This window comes from Dethiobacter alkaliphilus AHT 1 (genome assembly GCF_000174415.1).
Classification (GTDB): Bacteria; Bacillota; Dethiobacteria; order Dethiobacterales; family Dethiobacteraceae; genus Dethiobacter; species Dethiobacter alkaliphilus.
The window spans coordinates 61,107-82,245 of sequence record NZ_ACJM01000006.1 but is presented as its reverse complement, the minus strand read 5'-3'; the positions used below and the strand labels follow the sequence as shown (position 1 = coordinate 82,245).

Sequence of the window (21,139 nt, the reverse complement as noted above, 5' to 3'; positions counted from 1 at the left end):
ATGAATGATAAAATGAAACGACTGCTGACGCCGGAAGGTGTCCGCGATTTGCTGCCCGGTTTGGCGCGGCAGAAGCGGGAACTGGAAGGAAAGATTCAGGAGATCTTTGGCCGATGGGGATACCGGGAGGTAGCCACACCGGCCTTTGAGTATAGTGCCAACTTTGTGGCGGAGATGAAGGCGGATCTGGAGGACAAGGTATATCGTTTTCCTGATGAACGGGGGCGCACTTTGGTGCTGCGTCCGGATTTTACGCTGCCTTTGGCCCGGGTGGCGGCCACCCATTTGGCGGGGGGGCCAAAGCCGCTGAGGTTGTGTTACGGCGGCAGTATTTACCGCTACGCCTCGTCGCAGCAGGGCAAGCAGCGGGAGCAGACCCAGGCCGGAGTGGAGCTTATAGGTATTGCCGGTGCCGGAGCCGATGCGGAAGTGATGGCGCTGGCCGCCGATGTGCTGCAGGAGTTGGGTTTGCAGGAATTTACCCTGTGTCTGGGCCATGCCGGATTTTTGGAGACTCTCCTTAATGCCCATGGGGTGGAGGCAGAGGACCGGGAAAATATTATTGTTTACTTTAATAAAAAGGACTTTGTGTCCTTAAAGGAAATGGTGGGGTCGCTGGACATTAGCCAGGAGGCCAAGGATGCCATTTTGCGCGTTCCCCATTTGCGCGGCGGCAAAGAGGTGCTGGAGGCTGCGGCGGCGCTGGTGCCCGCTGGCGAGGCGGCGGGGCCGCTGGCGGTCTTGGAAGAGGCCTGGGATGTGCTGGAGGATTACGGCGTCACCCGGTTTATTACTTTGGATTTAGGCCTGGTGCGGATGATGGACTATTACACCGGCATTGTCTTTGAGGGCTATACCGGTGGTTTGGGTTATCCCATCTGCGGCGGCGGACGTTATGATCAGCTGTTGGAAAACTTCGGGCCGGAATTGCCGGCGGTGGGCTTTGCTCTAAACATTGACCATCTGCTGACCAAGCTGCAGCGGCTGAAAAAACTGGCGCCACAGAACCGGCCGGTGTTTGTGGGCTACGGTGAAGACGGCCGGGCGGCGGCGCTTTTGGCGGCACAAAGGCTGCGCCAGGCCGGAGATGAAGTGCTGGTGGATATGGCGCCGCGCAGTGCAGAGGAAGCAAAAGAGCTGGGACTAAAGCTGGGTGCGGCTCAGCTAATATATCATAGTGCGGACAACACGGAGACGTTTCGTTTGGCCGACGAGGGGAGGAATGCGGGATGTTAGCTGCCAATGACTGGTTGACCATAGCTTTGGCCAAGGGAAGAATCCTGCCGCCCACATTGGATTTGTTTGAAGCTGCGGGCATTAACTGTGACGAGGTGCGGGAAGAATCGCGCAAGCTGATTTTTACCCTGGAAGAACATAAACTGCGTTTCATCATGGCCAAACCCACCGATATCCCCACCTATGTGGAGTATGGCGTGGCGGATTTGGGCGTGGTGGGCAAAGACGTATTGATGGAGCAGGACAAGGAACTCTATGAGCTCCTTGACCTGGGTATCGGGCCCTGCCGTTTGTCGGTGGCCAGAAAGGCGGGGTGTGAGGACTTTAGCGGCGGTTATGTGGCCACTAAATATCCGCGGACGGCGGAGCGGCATTTTCAGGGGCAGGGCAAGCAGTTTGAGGTGATTAAGCTGCACGGCTCCATTGAGCTGGCGCCGCTTTTGAATCTGGCCGATGTAATTGTGGATTTGGTGTCCACCGGAAAGACGCTGGTGGAAAACAACCTGGTGGAAACGGAAACCATCGCCTATATTACCTCCCGGCTGGTGGCCAACCCCGGCAGTTACCAGGTAAAGGGCGGCCGGGTTATGGATTTGGTAAACCGGCTGGAGCAGGTGCTGGACGTAAATGAGGTGAAACCATGCTAAGGGAATTTGACGGCCGGACATTTCGGGAGACCTTTACCCGGGCCGGCTTTGATGATTACCCCGAGGCCACCCAGGCGGTAAGGGATATCTTAGCTGAGGTTAATCAGCGCGGCGACGAAGCGGTGCTGGAGTACACCAGGAAGTTTGACGGTGTGGAGCTGGAAACGCTTTTGGTCAGTGAAGAGGAGTTTGCCGCCGCAGAAGAGGCGGTGGACCCTGAGGTGCGGCAGAGCCTGGTGGAGGCTGCGGAAAATATCCGTGACTTTCACCGGCGGCAGGTGCAAAACTCCTGGCTGGAACACCAGGCTGACGGGGTGGCGCTGGGGCAGAGAGTGACGGCGGTGGAGAAGGCCGGAGCCTATGTTCCCGGCGGAGGGGCTGCCTATCCTTCCTCGGTTTTGATGACGGTAATTCCGGCCCGGGTGGCCGGGGTAGAAAAAGTGGTGCTGGTAACTCCGCCGCAGGCCGGGGGAGAGATAAACCCGTATACGCTGGTGGCTGCAAAGATTGCCGGGGCCGATGCGGTGTACAAGTGCGGCGGCGCCCAGGCGGTGGCGGCACTGGCCTACGGGACGGAGACGGTGCCCAAAGTGGATAAGATTGTGGGGCCGGGCAATTTATATGTGACGCTGGCCAAACGGGAAGTCTCGGGGATGGTGGGCATTGATATGTTGGCCGGACCCAGTGAGGTGCTGGTGGTGGCCGATGCCTCGGCGAGGGCCGACTTTGTGGCGGCGGATTTGTTGTCCCAGGCGGAGCATGATGTGATGGCTGCTTCCTACTGTGTGACCACATCAGCCAGGCTGGCCTTGGATTTGCAAAAGGAGTTGAAGCGCCAGTGTGCACAGCTGGAGCGCTGTGATGTGGCCCGGGAATCGCTGCAACAGCAAGGCGCTTTGGTGATTGTGGATTCTTTGGATGAAGCGCTGGAGATAGTAAACGAGCTGGCACCGGAGCATTTGGAGCTGCAGCTTTCAGAGCCCTGGGAAGCGCTGGGTAAGGTGAAAAATGCCGGCGCTGTCTTTGTGGGGCCCTATACGCCGGAGCCGGTGGGTGACTACTGGGCCGGGCCCAACCATGTGCTGCCCACCGCCGGAGCGGGGCGTTTTTCCTCGGTGCTGTCGGTGGATGATTTTGTGAAGAAGACCAGTGTAATTTATTACTCGCCGCAGGCACTTTTAAAGTCGGCCCAAAAGATTGAAGGGTTGGCCCGGGTGGAGGGGCTCACGGCCCATGGACAGGCGGTAAAGATCAGGAGGGAGTACCTTGAAGAAAAGGGAAGCGGTAATTAATCGCAAAACCGGAGAGACGGAAATCGAGCTGAAGCTGGAGTTAGACGGCCAGGGCCGGGCAAACCTGGAGACTGGGGTGCCGTTTTTTGAACATATGCTGACTTTGTTTTCCCGTCACGGTTTTTTTGATTTAGAGATTAACGCCGAGGGCGATTTACCGGTGGATGCTCACCACCTGGTGGAAGATGTGGGCCTGGTGCTGGGCGATGCCTTTGATGAGGCGCTGGGTGATAAAGCAGGTATCCGGCGGTACGGTTCGGTGATTTTGCCTATGGATGAGGCGCTGGTGCTGGTGGCGGTGGACTTGTCGGGTCGGCCGTATTTGGGCTTTGAGCTGCCTTTGGGCGCATCACGGTTGGGGAATTTCGAAACGGAACTGGTGGAAGAATTTTTGCGGGCCTTTGTGAACCGGGCCAAATGTACGCTGCATGTGCGGTTACTTACGGGAACCAATACCCACCATATTGTGGAGGCGGCCTTTAAAGGGCTGGGCCGGGCGCTGGATGAGGCTGTGGGGCTTGACCCGCGGGTAGAGGGAATTCCGTCTACCAAGGGAGTATTATAATTATGTATTCCTAGTGAATTAGCAGGATTTTTTTCTGCGTTTATGGAATAGGATAAAGGTGGAGGTAGAAGAGATGATTGTCATCATTGACTATGGCATGGGTAACCTCCGCAGTGTTCAAAACGGGTTTGCCCAAGCTGGTTTTGCCACGGTGGTGTCTGCGGACCCCAAAGATTTAGTACAAGCCGACGGCTTGGTGCTGCCCGGAGTAGGCGCCTTTGGTCAGGCCAGGGAGAGCTTACAGGCAGAAGGGCTGGACAAAGCTATTTATCAGCAGGTGGCCAAAGGAGTGCCCTTGTTGGGAATTTGCCTGGGTCATCAGCTGTTGTTTGACAGCAGTGAGGAAATGGGAGAACACAGGGGACTGGGTTTAATCCCCGGTGAAGTGGTGCCCTTTACCGGAGAGGTGAAGGTACCCCAGGTGGGCTGGAATCAGCTGTCCATAAAACGAAAGCATCCTTTGTTAAATGGGATTAAGGATGGCGACTATTTTTATTTTGTGCACTCATATTATGTACGTCCCAAAGACCCGGCGGTTAATCTGGCCACGGCAGATTACGGCAGTGAGTTTTCTGCTGTGGTGCAAAAAGATAACGTCTTTGGCATTCAGTTTCATCCGGAGAAGAGCAGCCGGCTGGGTTTGTTGATACTAAAAAATTTCGGGGAGCTGGTGGAATGTTAATCATCCCTGCAGTGGACATCCGTGACGGCCGCTGTGTGCGGCTGGTGCACGGGGAATTGGATAAAGAAACGGTTTATCATGAAGATCCGGTGGAGGCGGCCAAGCGCTGGGAAAAAGAGGGCGCCGGACGGCTGCACCTGGTGGATTTAGACGGAGCCTTTGAAGGCGCCATGAAAAATGCCGATATTATTGAGCGCATTGTGCAGGCGGTAAAGATTCCGGTGCAGGTGGGCGGCGGTATTCGTGACGTGCAGACTGCGGCGGATTTGCTAAAGCGCGGCGTGGCCCGGGTTATTTTAGGAACCGTGGCGGTAACCGAGCCGGATGTGGTCCAGGAGCTGTGTAAAAAGTATCCCGGCCAGATTGTGGTGGGCATTGATGCCAAAAACGGCTATGTGGCCATCCGCGGTTGGGTTGAGGAATCAAAGGAAAAAGCCATTGACCTGGCGCTGCGCATGGCAGAGCTGGGTGTAAAGGAAATTGTCTATACCGATATTCATCGCGACGGAACGCTGCAGGGGCCGAATCTGGAAGCGCTGCAGGAAATGGCCGAAGCGGTGCCCTTGGGCGTGATTGCCTCCGGTGGGGTGTCGTCACTGGAGGATATCTCTAATCTGCAGAAGCTGGAGCAGTATGGTGTTACCGCCGTGATTATGGGACAGGCACTCTATACCGGCAATGTGAACCTGGCCGAAGCCTTAAAGATTACGGAGGAGCGTTAAATGCTTGCCAAGCGCATTGTCCCCTGCCTGGATGTGAAAGACGGGCGGGTGGTAAAGGGGACACAATTTGTGAACCTGCGCGATGCGGGAGACCCGGTGGAGCTGGCCAAGTTTTACGACCGGGCCGGCGCCGATGAGTTGGTATTTCTGGATATAACCGCTTCCCATGAGGGGCGGGGTACCACCCTGGAGATGGTGCGCCGCACTGCCGAGCAGGTCTTTATCCCCTTTATTGTGGGGGGCGGCATCAGTGAGCTGGAGCATGTGCGGCAGATGCTGGTGGCCGGCGCTGATAAAGTGTCACTGAATACGGCGGCGGTGGAGAACCCGGAATTAATCACCGCTGCGGCAGAGCGTTTTGGCTCTCAGTGTATCGTTTTGGCGGTGGATGCCAAATGGAGTGAAGAGCAAAAAGACTGGGAAGTGTATACCCATGGCGGGCGCACCCCCACGGGCCGTTCGGTGTTGGCCTGGGTGGCGGAGGCGCAGCGGCGGGGTGCGGGAGAAATTCTTTTAACCAGCATGGACTGCGACGGCAGTAAAGACGGCTATGATTTGCCGCTAACCGCGGCGGTGGCCAAAGAGCTGAGAATTCCCGTTATTGCCTCCGGCGGTGCGGGAGCCATGGAGCATTTCCATACTGTGCTGGGTGAGGCAAACGCAGACGCGGCACTGGCCGCTTCTGTCTTTCATTACAAAGAGTTTAGCGTGGCCGAGGTGAAACAATATTTAGTGGAGCGGGGGGTGCCTGTACGGTATGATCACCAACCTGAAGTTTGATCAAAACGGCCTGATCCCCGCAGTGGTTCAGGATGCAGAGACGGGCCGTGTACTGATGCTGGCGTATATGAACGAGGAATCGCTTAAGAAAACGGTGGAGACCGGTGAAACCTGGTTCTTTAGCCGCAGCCGCAATGAGCTGTGGCACAAAGGGGCCACATCGGGCCATATCCAGAAAGTGCGGCGCATAGATTTTGACTGTGACAAAGATGCGCTTTTGGTGCAGGTGGAGCAGACCGGAGTGGCCTGTCATACCGGAGCGGCCACCTGTTTCTACCAGTCCCTCTCCGGTGCGGAGAATCTGGATATCGGTAATTTCCTGCCGGAGCTGGAGCGCATTATTGCGGAGCGCAAAGTAAACAAGCCGGAAGGCTCCTATGTTGCCAAGCTGTTTGACAAGGGCCTGGACAGGATTTTGAAAAAAGTTGGGGAAGAGGCGGGCGAGGTAATCATCGCCGCCAAAAACGAAGACCGGAATGAGTTGATTTATGAGTCCGGAGATTTGATTTTCCACCTGCTTGTATTACTGGCGGAAAAAGACGTGGCGGTTTCCGAGGTGCTCAGTGAGCTGGCCCGGCGCCATCGTCCCAAACCCGCGGAGGGGCAGTAAAGATTATGATGCTAGATTACCATATCCATACCTGGCGGTGTTGTCATGCCTCCGGCGAGATGAGGGAGTATCTGGCGGAGGCGGAGAAAAAAGGACTGGCGGAAATCGGCTTTGCCGACCACTTTCCGTTGGGGATGCTGGGCGTTGATCTGGATGAACCGGTATCCATGCAGCCTGATGAACTGGACGAATACATTGCCGATGTGCATGCGCTGCAAAAAAGTGCCTCTATCCCGGTGCGCCTGGGTGTGGAAGTGGATTATCTGCCGGGACAGGAAGAGTTAACGGCACAGCTTTTACAGCAATATCCCTTTGATTATGTGATTGGCTCCATTCATTTTGTAAAGGACTGGGACTTTACCCATCCCGACTATATCAAACGCTATGAGTGGGCCGACATTGATAAACTCTATGAAGAGTATTTTGCTGAGGTTTGCCGGATGGCAAAAAGCGGCCTCTTTGATATTGTGGGCCATTTGGATGTGGTGAAAAAGTTTTCCTTCTTTCCCCGTAAATCGTGGGACCATCTGGTGGAAGAAACCTGTCGCATCCTAAAAGAAGCGGATATCTGCGTGGAGTTAAACTCCTCCGGCTGGCGGGCTCCGGTGAGGGAAGCATATCCCGGGGAAGCGTTTTTGGCCCAGTGCCAGGATATAGGGATTCCCGTTACCATGGGCTCCGATGCCCACCGGCCCAAGGAAGTGGGCTGCGGCCTGCGGCGGGCGGCGTTAATTTTAGATAAAATAGGATTCACAGAAGTTGCATCCTTTGCCGGAGGAAAGCGCACCATGCGTCCTCTGGAGCTGACAGTGGAACCTAATATTTCGCTTTAGAGATTACTATTATTTTTGAAAGGCAGGGGAAATCGATGCGGCTATCAACCAAGGGCAGGTATGGCGTCCGTGCCATGTTTGACCTGGCTTTGCACAGTGGCGAAGGAGCCATTGCACTAAAGAGTGTGGCGCAGCGGGAACATATCTCGGAAAAATATCTGGAGCATTTGTTTGCCAGCCTGAAAAAGGCCGGACTGATCCGCAGTGTGCGCGGAGCCCAGGGAGGTTATCGCCTGGCCCGTCCACCGGAAGAAATTACGCTGGGTGATATTATCCGGGTGCTGGAAGGACCCATCGCACCCACCGAATGTGTCATTGACGACGACGGCCACGAGAGCTGCGAACGTTCCACCGACTGTGTCATGCGCAGCATCTGGGGCAACGTCCGCGACCAGATCAACGAAATCCTGGACGGCATCACCCTGGCCCAAATCGTAGAAGAGCAACGCAAAATGAGCGGCAAGGGATACATGTACTACATTTAGGTAGTAGGTCCGGCTATTTATAAGCGGCGCATCTCTAGGTTGCCGCAGGAACCCGGCATCCTCAGCGTATTACATATACGCCTCCGGTGCCGGAACCCTTTGCGCCCGTCGACCTGCTTGCTTCTAAACAGCCGGCCCGGCCGGGATGGAAGCGTGCGAATTGGGTGCGAATTGGGGACGGTCCTTTTTTTGCAGGATTTTGCAGGTTTTTGCATACTTAAGACTTCGCGGTTTCATGTGGAGGTTGGGATGGAGAAGAGGTTTGTGGAGACGGTGGCCGGGGTTGTTTGTTTGGTTTATGGGGATGGCGGGCTTTTGCAGTTGGGGTTGCCGGGGCAGGAGAGCGGTGATTGTCCGGCTGTGGCGGCGGCTGATCCTCAGTGGGTCAGGCAGTTGGCCGCTGATTTAAAGGATTATTTTGCCGGCAAGAGAGTTTCTTTTAGGTGTCCCGTGGACTATGGCGGGTATCCGCCGTTTTTTCGGCGGGTTCTGGAGGCCTGTAGGACTATTTCTTATGGGGAGAGCCGCAGTTATGGCTGGTTGGCCAGGGAGGCCGGTTCGCCCAAGGCGGTACGGGCGGCGGGGCAGGCCATGGCCAACAACCGGACGGTGCTGGTGATTCCCTGTCACCGGGTGGTAAAAAGCGACGGCGGCCTGGGCGGTTTTAGCAGCGGCCTTTCCTGGAAAGAACGGTTGTTGCAGCTGGAGCAGGCGTAAGGGAGGAAGACATGCATATTCAGATTGATCCGGTGGCGTTTCGCCTGTTTGGTTTGGCGGTGTACTGGTACGGGGTGATGATTACCCTGGGTATTTTTGCCGGAATGCTGGTGGCAAAAAATCGTGCCCCCCGGTACGGAATTGCTGAAGACCGGGTGCTGGGTTTCTTACTTTTGGCGGTCCCAATGGCTATAGCCGGGGCCCGTTTTATCTTTGTGGTGACTAATTTATCTCACTATGGGGGGGACTGGCTGGCCATGTTTGATTTGCGTGGCGGCGGGCTCTCCATTCATGGCGGGATTTTGGGCGGAGTTCTGGCGGCAGTGCTCTATACATGGCGGACCGGGATATCGTTTTGGCGCCTGGGTGATGTTTGTGCTCCGGGGTTGATTTTGGGGCAGGCCATCGGCCGCTGGGGAAACTTTTTTAATCAGGAAGCCTACGGGATTGAAACCGGCGTTCCCTGGGCATTGTATATTGACGGGGCCATGCGCCATCCCATCTTTTTTTATGAGTTTATCTGGAATCTTGGTGTTTTTGCTTTTCTTTTGTATAAGAGTAAGGGTGAAACGGTGGCCGGCGGAATTTTTCTGCGTTACCTGATTTGGTATTCGGCGGGCCGGTTTTGGATTGAAGGGATTCGAGCCGACGTGCCTTATTGGGGTGGAATGCCTGCGGGGCAGGTGGTGAGCCTGATTTTGATTCACGGCGGGCTGTTGGTCTTGTGGTATCTGAAACGGCGGGCGAAGCAGTCCAAAAACATTGATGGAGGGATCTATCTATGATGCGATTTCTGACGGCGGGGGAGTCACACGGCCCCGCGTTGTGTGCCATAGTGGAAGGTTTGCCTGCCAATCTGAGAGTGGATCCGGCGGCGGTGAACCGTGAGTTGGCGCGGCGCCAACAGGGATATGGCCGCGGCGGGCGGATGAAAATTGAAAAAGACCGGGTGGAGGTGTTGACCGGCCTGCGCTTTAAGCGGACGCTGGGCAGCCCTTTGACTCTGAGGATAAATAATCGGGATTTTGAGAATTGGACCGGCAAAATGGCTCCCGATGGCGAGGCGCCTGAGGAGTTGGATGCGGTGACCAGGCCGCGGCCGGGCCATGCCGATTTGGCCGGGGCGCAAAAGTATAATCTGGCCGATGTGCGGGATGTGCTGGAGCGGGCCAGTGCCCGGGAGACGGCGGCCCGGGTGGCGGTGGGCGCTGTGGCCAAAGAAATGTTGGCGGCGTTTGGCATTTCTGTATATTCGCAGGTTGTCTCCATCGGGGAGATAGCTGCAGATACCCTGTCGCCGGATGAGTTGGTCATACAGTATGAGAAAGTGGAAAATTCGCCGGTTCGCTCGGCGGATCTTGTGGCCGAAGAGAAAATGAAGACGCGAATTGACCGGGCCAAGGCCGATGGTGATTCGCTGGGCGGAGTTTTTGAAGTGGTGGTGCAGGGTGTGCCGGTGGGCCTGGGCAGCCATGTGCAGTGGGATAAGAAGCTGGACGGCCGTCTGGCCGGGGCATTGATGAGCATTCAGGCCATTAAAGGGGTGGAGATTGGCGCCGGGTTCGCTGCGGCGGTGCGCCCCGGGTCTCTGGTGCATGATGAAATCGGCTATGAGGACGGGCGCGGCTATTTTCGTCTGACGAACCGGGCCGGCGGCCTGGAAGGCGGCATTACCAACGGGGAACCGCTGATGGTGCGGGCAGCCATGAAGCCCATTCCTACTTTATATAAGCCGCTTCGCAGTGTGGATATGACCGACCATGCGCCCTTTGAAGCGGCGGTAGAGCGCTCCGATGCCTGTGCGGTACCGGCGGCGGCGATTGTGGGAGAAGCGGTGGTGGCCTGGGAAGTGGCGGTGGCGCTGCGGGAAAAATTGGGGGGCGACTCCACAGAAGAAATGAAAGCCAATCTGGAAAATTATCTGGAGCTTTTGGCACGGCGTTAGGAGTGAAACGTAATGCGGATGGTGCAGGTGCCGCTGGGTGAGCGGAGTTATGATATCCATATCGGAGAAAATATCTGGCCGGCAATTAACGAGATTTGGCCGCAGAGGCTTAAGCCGGGACAGGTTCTACTGGTCAGCGATGAGAATGTGTTTGGACTCTATGGCGGCAAGCTGATTGCCGCACTACATGAGGCCGGTTTTTCCGTGACGCCGGCGGTGGTGCCGGCGGGGGAACAGAGTAAAACCCTAAAGTGGGCCGATACGCTGTATACGGCGGCCATTGAAGCTGGGCTTGACCGCAGCGGCTTTATTGTGGCGTTGGGCGGCGGCGTTGTTGGTGATTTGGCCGGTTTTGTGGCAGCCACCTATTTGCGCGGTGTGCCCTTTGTGCAGGTGCCCACAACGCTGTTGGCTCAGGTGGACAGCAGTGTGGGGGGCAAGACCGCGGTTAATCACCGTCTGGGTAAGAACCTGATCGGCGCCTTTTATCAGCCGCAGCTGGTCTGGATTGAGCTGGAGACACTCTCCACGCTGCCTAAGCGGGAGTATCTGGCCGGGGCGGCGGAAGTGGTGAAATACGGTGTTATTTTACATGAACCGCTTATTACGCTTTTGGAAAAGCAGTGGGACGGCTTTATAGCCGGGGAAACCCCGGTGCTGACAGAGGTGATCGGTGACTGCTGTGCGCTGAAAGCGCGGGTGGTGGCAGAGGATGAACGGGAGGGCGGACTGCGCGCTATTTTGAATTTTGGTCATACCTTGGGCCATGCGCTGGAGACCGCCACTTCTTATAAATATTACTTACATGGCGAGGCGGTTTTGGCCGGGATGGTGCTGGCGGTACAGCTGGCACAGCGGCGGGAGTTGTTGACTGAGGAGGAGGCCCGGCGGCTTTTAAGGCTGTTTGCCCGGGTGGGCCTGAAGCCGGCGCCGCCTGGTTTGCAGGCGGAGGCGGTGCTTGGTGCCTTAAAGCAGGACAAGAAGCGGGAAGGCGACGATATTGTCTTTATCCTGCCGGAAACAATCGGTAAGGTACGCTCGTTTAAGGATGTGGATCCACAGGCGGTGTCCGATGTTTTGGCGGCATATCTTGATGCGGAAGGGAGCTTGTTGCCCGATGCAGATTGAAGTGGCGGTAAACAAGACATCAAAATACGCGGTGGGGGAAAGCGGCGATTCGGCGGAAGTGGTGGAGCGCCCCAAAGGCGGGGTGACGGCGCTGATGGTGGACGGCCAGGGCAGTGGACGCTCGGCAAAGATTATCAGTAATCTGGTGGTCAGCAAAGCCATGTCGCTGGTGGCCGACGGGACCCGGGACGGTGCGGTGGCCCGCGCCACCCATGATTACCTGTTTGCGCTGCGGGACGGTAAAGTTTCTGCAACGCTTACCATGCTGTCTGCCGATTTAAACAGCCGCACCATTGTCATTTCCCGCAACAGCCATTGTCCGGTGCTGGTGAAACAGGGAGACCGGGTCCATGTTCTGGCCGATAAGGTGAACCCCATCGGTTTTCACCAATTTGTCAAACCGGTGATTCATGAAATTTCCATGGAAGAAGAAACTATTCTTTTGACATTTACCGACGGAATTCTCCATGCCGGGCGTAAGTACGGGCGGCAGTTGGAGATGGAAACATTGACAAAAATGCTGTTGGAGGCCACGGCGGCCGATGTCCGGCAGCTGGCCGGCCAGGTCTTCTCCCTGGCGGTGGAACGGGAAGAGAACCGGCCCGGCGATGATATGACACTGTTGGCGCTGGGAGTTAACGGTAATAATAATGAAAGGACAGGAAGGCTGCATCTGACCTATCCGGTTTAGGAGGTGGAAGTTTTTGAGCAAATATGAGGGAATCATTGGAGTGGTGGGAAACTGTGCCTCTGGTAAGACTACGCTGGTTAAAGGGCTTAATGAGCTTGGGTATCGAGCCGTCAATATTGCTCAGGAGCATTCCACGGCGCAAAAGCTATGGCAGAGAAAAAATCCCGACTTTTTGGTGTGCCTCTCCTGTACGCTGGAGACTGCCAAAAAAAGGCGGGAGATTTATTGGACCCAGCAGCGCCTGGACGATCAGTGGGAGCGCCTGGCCCATGCGCGGGCGAATTGCCACCTGTTTCTGGCCACCGATGAAATGACAAAAAGCGAGGTTTTACAGGCGGTTGTGGAGATTGTGAATGAAAAACACAAATTGACAAGCTCCCAGTGAGCGTTTATAATAACTTAGGGGACTGTTCCAGTCTCGCCGGTGCGATCTGGACAAGCGCCCTATTTTTGTTTTATGTCTTATTTTTTTTCTACTTTTGCTTATTAAGGGAGGGTACCGGATGAAAAACAACCGTCTCCTTACTTTGGTTGTTGTTGTTGTCTTACTGTTGGCCGCCAGCGGACTGGCAGTAAACCAGGCTGTAAATAATATGAACCTTGGCCTGGACCTGCGTGGCGGCGTTTATGTGTTGTATCAGGCGGTGGAAGCCGATGATACGGGTGCGGTGGGCACCGACCGGATTGACCGGGCCATTAGCGTTATCCGTAACCGGATTGACGGTTTGGGTGTGGCTGAGCCGGTAATCCAGCGGGAAGGTGACGACCGGATTCGTGTTGAATTGGCCGGGATTGAAGACCAGCAGGCTGCCCGGGAAGTAATCGGGCGTACTGCCATGTTAACCTTTGTGGGCCCCGATGGTGAGACTATTCTCACCGGAGGCGACCTGCGTAATGCCGGTGTTACCTTTGATGAGCGTAACCGGCCCGCAGTTTCCCTGGAGTTTAGCCCGGAAGGTACCCGGAAGTTTGCCGAAGCTACGGAAAAATATTTGGGTCAAATCATCTATATTCAGTTGGATGATGAAGTGATCTCCAACCCTGAGGTAAGGACCATTATTACTGACGGTAATGCCATTATTACCAATCAGGAGAATGTAGAAGAGGCCAGCAACCTGGCGCTGATGCTGCGCTCCGGTGCACTGCCGGTGGAGTTGGTGGAGTTGGAGACCCGTGCCGTTGGCCCCACTTTGGGTCAGGATTCCCTGAATCGCAGCGTGCAGGCCGGTGTTGCCGGGTTGATTCTGGTATTGGTATTTATGCTTGTTTACTATCGCGTGTTTGGCATCATTGCCTCTGTGAGTCTGATTACCTACCTGGCACTGGTGTTCTCGCTTTTGACAGCCATTAATGCCACCATGACTTTGTTTGGCATTGCCGGTTTGATTTTGTCGGTGGGTATGGCGGTGGATGCCAATGTTATTATTTTTGAACGGATTAAGGAAGAGATTAAAACCGGGCGCACCATGCGTACTTCCATTGAAGCCGGTTTTGACCATGCCTTTAGCGCTATTTTGGATGCCAACGTAACCACGCTGATTGCGGCGGCTATCCTTTTCTACTTTGCCACCGGGCCGGTGCGCGGCTTTGCCGTAACGCTGAGCATCGGTATTCTGGCCAGCATGGTAACGGCCATTTTCCTCACACGCTACCTGCTGCGTTCGTTTAACAAGGCGGAAATCCTCAGGACTCCGCAAAACGATGCGGCTAAAGATGCAGGTGTTTTGGCCGGAGGCGTAAACTTTGTGGGGATGCGTAAAATTGCTTTTATTCTGTCTGCGGTACTGATCATTGTCGGGATTGCTTCCATGGGTACTGCCGGGATGAATTTCGGTATTGATTTTACCGGCGGGACAAATATTCACTTAAATATTGGCCAGGACTTTACCCTGGAAGAGGCCCGGGAAGTCTTGGAGCCGCTGGGTCTGGAAGGTGCCACGCTGCAGCAGGTGGGTGCCACTGGACTGGGTGAAGGTCAGGCCCAGGAGCTTCTGATTAAGGCCCATGAGCTGACCCCTGAAGAGCAAGATGCGGTGTTAGCTGCTTTTCAGGAACAATATAACATTACAACAGATGACTATAGTGTGGAAAGTGTAGGCGCTGTGGTGGGCGGCGAGTTGACCCGCCAGGCACTGATTGCCCTTTTGTTGGCCAGCATTGCCATGATTGCCTATATTACACTGCGCTTTGAGTATCGCTTTGCTTTATCTGCCATTGTGGCACTGCTTCACGATGCCCTGATTGTGCTGGCTTTCTTCTCGGTGTTCAGGGTAGAAGTAAACGGGCCCTTTATTGCGGCTATCCTCTTTATTCTCGGTTATTCCATTAACGATACCATCGTAATCTTTGACCGGGTCCGGGAAAACCTGAAAAACCGTCATAAAGACAAGCTGACGGAAGTGGTGAACATGAGCATCCGCTCTTCCCTGCGCCGTTCCATTATTACCTCGCTGACCACCCTGCTTGTACTGCTGACCATGTACATTTTTGGTGGCGTAACACTGCAGGCCTTTATCAGCGCTTTGCTGGTAGGTGTGTTTGCCGGCACCTATTCCTCCATCTTCATTGCCAGCCCGGTCTGGCTTTCCTGGAAAGAGGCGGAAGCAGGGAAAAATACTCGTACCAAAACAGCCTAAAGCATCCGCTTTAGGCTTTTCCTTTACATATTGAAAATGATTATTAGGGGTGAGATAATGGTTTCCCACGACCGCGTTGAAAACAGCCTGTCCGGGGCCAGAGCAGGCATAATAGTCAATCTGTTTTTGGCCGTGCTTAAGGCCGGCGCCGGTATAATGTCCGGCAGTTTTGCCATGATGGCCGATGCACTTCATTCCTTTGCCGATATTGTGGCTTCCGGTGTGGTTTATGTGGGTATTCGGGTGGCCAGCAAGCCGGCGGATGATGAGCATCCTTACGGGCATGGCAAGGCCGAATCCATAGCCAGTAAAATTGTCTCCATTATAGTTATTCTGGCCGGTCTAAATATCGGCTACTTTTCCCTGCAGGCGCTGTTTCAGGCCGATTTACCGGTGCCGGGGCAGATGGCCCTGTATGCCGCCCTGATATCCATTGTGGTTAAGGAAACACTGTTTCGCTACACCATCCGGATTGGCCGGGAGACCAACTGCAAAGCACTGGTGGCCAACGCCTTTGAGCACCGCACCGATGCGCTCTCTTCTGTGGCGGCACTGTTGGGAATTGGCGGGGCGCTGTTGGGTGCTGCCTATGGCTTGCCGCAGCTGGCCTATCTGGATCCGGTGGCGGGGATTATTGTGTCGGTGTTTATCGTGCGGATGGGATGGCATATTGCCATAGAAGCGGCCAGTGAACTGATGGATGCCCAGGAGGACCCGGAGTTTATCGCCGGGCTGGAAAAACTGATTCTGGCAGTGGACGGCGTTTTAGAGGTGCACGGAATCCGGGTGCGCGCCGCCGGGCCCCATAAGTTTGTGGATTTGGAAATTGGTGTGGACGGGGATATTTCTGTGCGGGAAGGCCATGATGTGGCTCGACGGGTAAAGCAGGAACTTTTGGCAAAGCAAGAGGAAATCACCAACGTCCTCATTCATGTTAATCCCTGCCGTGCTTGTGAGGAAAAGAGGGATTTTGACCGGGTTTGACGAATTTGTGAGAAAGGTTAAAACCGGAGGGGATAGCGATGCAGTTAGGTGTGATTGTGGGCCTGGTGTTTGGCGTGATAATTGCGTTTTTTGCCATGTTAAATACGGAAACCATTATTGTAAATTACTTTTTTGGACAGGTTTACGCCAGCGTAGCCATTGTGGTGCTGGGCTCTGCCCTGGCGGGCGCCTTGGCGGTGGGGATGTTTGGTTTGGTTACTAAAATTCGCACCGGTTTTGCCTTCTGGGATTATCAAAACAGAGTGGAGCGGCTGGCCAAGGAAGTGGCACAGCTGCAGGAGCAGAAGAAAGCTTTGACCGACGATCTTTCCTATGTTAACGCTGAGTGTGAGGAAATTTTGCGGCAAAAGGAAATAGAGCTGGCAGAATGTGAGGAGGAGGCGGCACAACAAGAAGTGGCCGCTGAAGCCACTGACCAGCAGGAGATTGTGGAGGAAGAAAAAAAGGATGACAACTAAAGTATGGCCGTGGACCGTACCGGAGAAAAATCCGGCGGTACAGCAACTGGCTGAAGCGTTGGGGCTGCACCGGCTGACGGCGGCATGCCTGACGCAGCGGGGCGTGACCACCACGGAGGCGGCGCGCCTTTTTTTGGCCGGCAGCTTATCCGATCTGGGGGACCCGTTTAAGATGGCGGGCATGGCCAAGGCCGCCGAGAGGCTGGCGCTGGCCGTCAGAGAACGGGAACCGGTTTTAATTTATGGAGATTATGACGCTGATGGGGTGACATCCACGGCGCTTTTAATGGCGGTGCTGCAGAAATTAGAGGTTTCGGTGGAATACTATATCCCAAGCCGTTTGGGTGACGGATACGGGCTGCACGGCAGCGTTCTGGAAGAGTTTGCCGGCAGGGGCGGGAAGCTGGCGGTGACGGTGGACTGCGGTATTAACTCCTTTGCCGAGATGGAGTTGGCAAAAGAGCTGGGCCTGGATTTAATTGTCACCGACCACCATGAATGCTTTGACGGCCAGCGCAATGCCTTTGCCGTATTAAACCCCAAGCAGGAAGAATGTGGCTATTCAGAGAGAAATCTGGCCGGTGTGGGGGTAGCCTGGAATCTGGCCCGGGCGCTGCACAGCCTTTTGGGAGTGCCCTTTGCCGAAACCGCCGAATATCTGGATTTGGTGGCGGTGGGCTCCATCGCCGATGTGGTACCGTTATTGGGGGAAAACCGTATACTGGTTAAGTACGGGCTGGAGAAACTCTCGGAGAGGCCCCGGCCCGGTTTAGCTGCCCTGGCCCGGGTGGGTAACGTGGGAGAGCAGAAACTTTCTGCTACCCAAGTGGCGTTTGTGCTGGCTCCCAGGCTAAATGCGCCGGGCCGGTTGGGTGATGCGGCTCCGGCGGTGGAGACGCTGTTGGCCGACGAGGCCGACGCCGAGGCCCTGGCTCATGAATTGGATGAGAAAAACCGCCAGCGACAGCAGGTGGAAAAAGATATTCTGGCGGAGGCCAGGGAGTTGGCGGCAGCGCAGGCCGACAAGCCGGCCCTGGTTTTGTGGCGTGATACCTGGCATCCCGGCGTGGTGGGAATTGTGGCCGGACGATTGGCTTCCGAATTTGCCAAGCCATCGGCTCTGGTGGCGGTGGATGGCACCCAGGGTAACGGCTCTATTCGTTCTGTACCCGGCTGTGATGTGGTGGATGCCCTGCAGGCCTGCACCGAGCATCTGGCCCGCTTTGGCGGCCATCCGGAAGCGGCGGGGCTGACGGTGGACACCCAGTGCCTGGAAGCGTTCAGGGAAGCTTTTTGCCGTGCGGTGGCCACCCAAAAGACAAAGGAAGAGCAGCGGCAGCAGGTGGCGGCGGAAGCGGTGCTGGCTGAGCTGTCTTTAGAGTTGGTGGAAGAGTTGGCGGCCCTGGAGCCTTTTGGCCAGGGGAACCCGGAACCGCTGTTTCTGGTACGGGATGTGGAAGTAGCTGCCGCGCGACGGGTCGGCAATAACGGCAAACACCTGCAGATGAAGCTTAAAAACGGGGGACCGGTTTACGCCGGCATCTGTTTTGGCGGTGGTGAGGCGGATATTGCCCGGGGAATGCAGGTGGATGCGGTGGTGTTTCCCACCACCAACACCTGGCAGGGCCGTACCAGCCTGTCTTTGCATGTGCGTGATGTGCGCCAGGCACAGGCTGCCGCCGGATTGAAAATAATTGACCGGCGAAGGGTGGCCGGAAATGATAAGTATCTGGAGAATCTTGCCGGGCAGCATAAGCTTTTGATTTGGGTAAATACCAAAGCGGCCAAGGAAAGCCTGGAGGCCAGGCTTGGCAGCCGGGTTGAGGTGACCCAGTTGGGGCGAAATGCAGAGCATGTAAGCTGTGATATGCTGGTGTTTTATCATTTGCCATTTGACCAAAATGCGGTGGGCCGGCTTTTGGGAACAATAAAGTTTAGCGGCGAACCGGAGATCTGCCTCTGTTATGGCAGTGAGGAGCTGCACTTAAACGAGCGTATTTTTGCCGCCACCATTCCCAGTGAGAAAACGCTGCAGCAGTTGGCAGCCTGCCTGGAACAAAGCAAGGACCCACTGACACCGGAGCTGGCCCGCAAGGAGTTATCTTTTCCTGTAACCCAATACTTAGTGAATCAGGCCCGTACTGTGTTTGCGGAGTTGGCCGGCCAAAAACGGCAGGAACAAAGGTTGCAGCTTGCCAATCTGGAGAAATCGGAGACCTTTTGTCAGTGCTGTGAGGCGCTGGCGGCATTTAGAAAGTTTCAGGCCCTGTGGTGGGAAGCGCCTGCCAAGGATCTGGCACGACACCTGACACAAGACACCGACATGATTGTCCCGGAAGGGGAAAACTTACCATGAGTCTTGCAGAATTAAAAGAAAAAATTAAATTATATTACCCGGTGGAACCGGACTGGAGCCGGCTAAATGAAGCCTATAAGTTTGCCGTTGAAGCGCATCAGGGTCAGAAGCGCTTTTCCGGCGAGCTCTATATTACCCATCCTTTAGGGGTGTCTCATATTCTGGCGGAGCTGGAAATGGATATGGATACCATTGTGGCCGGACTGCTCCATGATGTGGTGGAGGATACCGAGGTTACCCTGGAAGATATTGAGGAAAAATTCGGCGAGGAGATTGCCATGCTGGTGGACGGTGTGACCAAACTGTCCAAGCTGGAGTATAAATCCAAGGAAGAGCATCAGGCAGAAAACCTGCGCAAAATGTTTATCGCCATGGCCAAAGACATCCGGGTACTTTTAATTAAGCTGGCTGACCGCACCCATAACATGCGGACGCTGAAATACCTGACTTCCATTAAGCAGCAGGCCATCTCCCGGGAGACCCTGGAGATCTATGCGCCGCTTGCCCACCGGTTGGGGATTTACAAGATAAAGTGGGAGCTGGAAGACCTGGCGTTTCGTTTCCTGGAGCGGGATCGCTACTATGCCCTGGTGGATAAACTGGCTAAAAAGCGCCAGGAGCGGGAGCAGTTTATCGGGCAGATTATGGACACGCTGGAGCCCAAGCTGGAGGATGTGGGGATTCAAGCGCACATTTCCGGCCGCCCCAAACACTTGTACAGTATTTCGCAGAAGATGAAGGAGCAGGGCAAAGAGTTTCATGAAATCTATGACCTGACGGCTATCCGCATTATTGTGGATTCACTAAAGGACTGTTACGGTGCGCTGGGAATTGTTCATACTTTATGGAAGCCCATTCCCGGCCGCTTTAAAGACTATATTGCCATGCCCAAACCTAACATGTATCAGTCGCTGCACACGCTGGTGATGGTGGGCAAAAATGAGCTTTTGGAAGTGCAGATCCGCACCTGGGAAATGCACCGGACGGCGGAATTCGGGATTGCGGCCCACTGGCGATACAAAGAAGGCGATATCCGGGATGATGACTCCATCGACAATAAGCTCACCTGGCTGCGCCAGATAATGGAGCTGCAGCAGGATTCCAAGGATGCTTCCGAGTTTATGGAAAACGTCAAACTGGATTTGTTTGCCGATGAAGTATTTGTTTTTACCCCCAAAGGGGATGTAATTGACCTGCCGGCAGGGTCCATCCCGCTGGACTTTGCCTATAAAATTCATACCGACATCGGACACCGCTGCATCGGCGCCAGGGTAAACGGCCGGTTGGTACCCCTTGATTATGAGTTAAAAACCGGCGATATAGTGGAGGTTATGACCGCCAAGCAGGGCTCGCCCAGCCGGGACTGGCTCAAGATGGTGAAAAGCTCCGGTGCCAGAGCCAAGATTCGTACCTGGTTTAAAAAGGAGCGGCGGGATGAAAACCTGAGCAAGGGTAAAGAACTGCTGGAAAAGGAGCTGCGTAAGCAGGAACTGGATCCACAGCAATATCTGAAAACCTCTTTGCTGCAGGAAGCTGCCAGAAAGTTTAACATCCAAAATGAAGAGGATTTTTATGTGGCCATCGGTCTGGGCGGGATAACGCAGCAGCAGGCGGTAAGCCGGCTCAAAGATGAGTACCGGAAAAAATACGGCACCGGTGATGAACCGGAGCAGGTGCGGGAGTTTAAACCGCAGAAGCCCGGAGCAAAGAAAACCGGCAAAGGTGTGAGCATTGCCGGCATTGATAATCTGTTAATCCGTTTTGCCAAATGCTGTACACCGGTGCCCGGCGATAAAATTGTGGGTGTGGTTACCCGCGGGCGCGGCGTTTCTGTGCACCGCAGCGATTGTCCCAACGTATCGGTGCGGGGTGAGAACAAACCGCACCACTTAGAAGCCCACTGGGAGGAACAGCCCGAAGGCGCTTATCCTGTGGATATTGAAGTCACCGCCATGGACCGGCCCCAGATCCTCATGGATGTGGTCAACGCCGTCTCCGAATGTAAAGTAAACATCACCGCCCTAAACGGCCGCAGCACCAAAGACCGCATGTCACAAATCCACATGACGGTCACCGTTGCCGACCGCCACCACCTGGACAACGTCATCAGCCGCATCAATCGCGTCAAAGACGTCTACCGCGTCCACCGCCTCAGCGGCTAACCGTGGACAGAGGGACAGGTTTTTTTGTCCACGTTTTCGAGACAAAGGGGACAGGTCAATTTGTCCCATCTATTCTCGCCATTTGAGACAGAGGGAGGTCATTTCCCCCAGTTTCCACGATAGCTTGTGTCCTTAAATGTTTTTTAGCCACCATCCAATTGCTGTTTGCTTCAAATGCTCTATAGGCAA

At 55.1% G+C, this 21,139-nt stretch carries 21 protein-coding genes; all 21 read left to right on the top strand.

Annotation, left to right across the window (positions count from 1 at the left end):
• The 21 genes from hisZ to DEALDRAFT_RS06860 all read left to right on the top strand — a co-directional run bounded on the left by hisZ (position 1) and on the right by DEALDRAFT_RS06860 (position 20,950).
• Positions 1-1,236, top strand: coding sequence for an ATP phosphoribosyltransferase regulatory subunit (gene hisZ / locus DEALDRAFT_RS06960; RefSeq protein WP_008516140.1), 1,236 nt, complete (start codon positions 1-3; stop codon positions 1,234-1,236).
• Positions 1,230-1,883 carry an ATP phosphoribosyltransferase gene (gene hisG, locus DEALDRAFT_RS06955; protein ID WP_008516139.1) on the top strand — a complete coding sequence of 218 codons (654 nt, stop codon included), beginning with the start codon at positions 1,230-1,232 and terminating at the stop codon, positions 1,881-1,883. The genes hisZ and hisG overlap by 7 nt, the downstream gene beginning before the upstream one ends.
• Positions 1,877-3,175, top strand: a complete 1,299-nt coding sequence (gene hisD, locus DEALDRAFT_RS06950) for a histidinol dehydrogenase (RefSeq protein ID WP_008516138.1) — start codon at positions 1,877-1,879, stop codon at positions 3,173-3,175. Before hisG ends, hisD begins: the two co-directional genes overlap by 7 nt.
• A complete protein-coding gene (gene hisB, locus DEALDRAFT_RS06945) occupies positions 3,150-3,740 on the top strand; it encodes an imidazoleglycerol-phosphate dehydratase HisB (protein ID WP_008516137.1) in 591 nt (196 codons plus the stop codon). The genes hisD and hisB overlap by 26 nt, the downstream gene beginning before the upstream one ends.
• 73 nt (positions 3,741-3,813) lie before the next feature.
• Entirely contained in the window at positions 3,814-4,422 is a 609-nt protein-coding gene (gene hisH, locus DEALDRAFT_RS06940; RefSeq protein WP_008516136.1) for an imidazole glycerol phosphate synthase subunit HisH, read from the top strand.
• Positions 4,416-5,144, top strand: a complete 729-nt coding sequence (gene hisA / locus DEALDRAFT_RS06935; protein ID WP_008516135.1) for a 1-(5-phosphoribosyl)-5-[(5-phosphoribosylamino)methylideneamino]imidazole-4-carboxamide isomerase — start codon at positions 4,416-4,418, stop codon at positions 5,142-5,144. The genes hisH and hisA overlap by 7 nt, the downstream gene beginning before the upstream one ends.
• Positions 5,145-5,924 carry an imidazole glycerol phosphate synthase subunit HisF gene (gene hisF, locus DEALDRAFT_RS06930; protein WP_008516134.1) on the top strand — a complete coding sequence of 260 codons (780 nt, stop codon included), beginning with the start codon at positions 5,145-5,147 and terminating at the stop codon, positions 5,922-5,924. It begins immediately after the preceding gene.
• Positions 5,902-6,534: a bifunctional phosphoribosyl-AMP cyclohydrolase/phosphoribosyl-ATP diphosphatase HisIE gene (gene hisIE, locus DEALDRAFT_RS06925; RefSeq protein WP_008516132.1), complete on the top strand. Its 633-nt coding sequence runs from the start codon at positions 5,902-5,904 to the stop codon at positions 6,532-6,534. The genes hisF and hisIE overlap by 23 nt, the downstream gene beginning before the upstream one ends.
• Positions 6,535-6,539: 5 nt before the next feature.
• On the top strand, positions 6,540-7,367 hold the full coding sequence (locus DEALDRAFT_RS06920; protein WP_008516130.1) for a histidinol-phosphatase HisJ family protein: 828 nt from the start codon (positions 6,540-6,542) through the stop codon (positions 7,365-7,367).
• Between the two features lie 35 nt (positions 7,368-7,402).
• The gene (locus DEALDRAFT_RS06915; protein ID WP_008516128.1) at positions 7,403-7,852 is read left to right on the top strand and encodes an RrF2 family transcriptional regulator; all 450 of its coding nucleotides are present in this window, start codon (positions 7,403-7,405) and stop codon (positions 7,850-7,852) included.
• A gap of 249 nt (positions 7,853-8,101) precedes the next feature.
• Entirely contained in the window at positions 8,102-8,569 is a 468-nt protein-coding gene (locus DEALDRAFT_RS06910) for a methylated-DNA--[protein]-cysteine S-methyltransferase (protein ID WP_008516126.1), read from the top strand.
• Between the two features lie 11 nt (positions 8,570-8,580).
• On the top strand, positions 8,581-9,354 hold the full coding sequence (gene lgt / locus DEALDRAFT_RS06905) for a prolipoprotein diacylglyceryl transferase (protein WP_008516124.1): 774 nt from the start codon (positions 8,581-8,583) through the stop codon (positions 9,352-9,354).
• Positions 9,351-10,514, top strand: a complete 1,164-nt coding sequence (gene aroC, locus DEALDRAFT_RS06900; protein WP_008516122.1) for a chorismate synthase — start codon at positions 9,351-9,353, stop codon at positions 10,512-10,514. The genes lgt and aroC overlap by 4 nt, the downstream gene beginning before the upstream one ends.
• A gap of 12 nt (positions 10,515-10,526) precedes the next feature.
• Positions 10,527-11,642 (top strand): 3-dehydroquinate synthase, encoded by a 1,116-nt coding sequence (aroB, locus tag DEALDRAFT_RS06895; protein WP_008516120.1) that lies wholly within the window; start codon positions 10,527-10,529, stop codon positions 11,640-11,642.
• Positions 11,632-12,333, top strand: coding sequence for a PP2C family protein-serine/threonine phosphatase (locus tag DEALDRAFT_RS06890; protein ID WP_040378645.1), 702 nt, complete (start codon positions 11,632-11,634; stop codon positions 12,331-12,333). The genes aroB and DEALDRAFT_RS06890 overlap by 11 nt, the downstream gene beginning before the upstream one ends.
• Before the next feature lie 13 nt (positions 12,334-12,346).
• Positions 12,347-12,718, top strand: a complete 372-nt coding sequence (locus DEALDRAFT_RS06885; protein WP_008516116.1) for a hypothetical protein — start codon at positions 12,347-12,349, stop codon at positions 12,716-12,718.
• Positions 12,719-12,836: 118 nt separating this feature from the next.
• A complete protein-coding gene (locus DEALDRAFT_RS06880; protein WP_008516114.1) occupies positions 12,837-14,969 on the top strand; it encodes a protein translocase subunit SecDF in 2,133 nt (710 codons plus the stop codon).
• A gap of 57 nt (positions 14,970-15,026) precedes the next feature.
• Entirely contained in the window at positions 15,027-15,953 is a 927-nt protein-coding gene (locus DEALDRAFT_RS06875; protein WP_008516113.1) for a cation diffusion facilitator family transporter, read from the top strand.
• Between the two features lie 38 nt (positions 15,954-15,991).
• Positions 15,992-16,432, top strand: coding sequence for a LapA family protein (locus DEALDRAFT_RS06870; RefSeq protein ID WP_008516111.1), 441 nt, complete (start codon positions 15,992-15,994; stop codon positions 16,430-16,432).
• Positions 16,422-18,788, top strand: a complete 2,367-nt coding sequence (gene recJ, locus DEALDRAFT_RS06865; RefSeq protein ID WP_008516108.1) for a single-stranded-DNA-specific exonuclease RecJ — start codon at positions 16,422-16,424, stop codon at positions 18,786-18,788. The genes DEALDRAFT_RS06870 and recJ overlap by 11 nt, the downstream gene beginning before the upstream one ends.
• On the top strand, positions 18,785-20,950 hold the full coding sequence (locus DEALDRAFT_RS06860; protein ID WP_008516106.1) for a RelA/SpoT family protein: 2,166 nt from the start codon (positions 18,785-18,787) through the stop codon (positions 20,948-20,950). Before recJ ends, DEALDRAFT_RS06860 begins: the two co-directional genes overlap by 4 nt.
• Positions 20,951-21,139 lie beyond the last annotated feature (189 nt).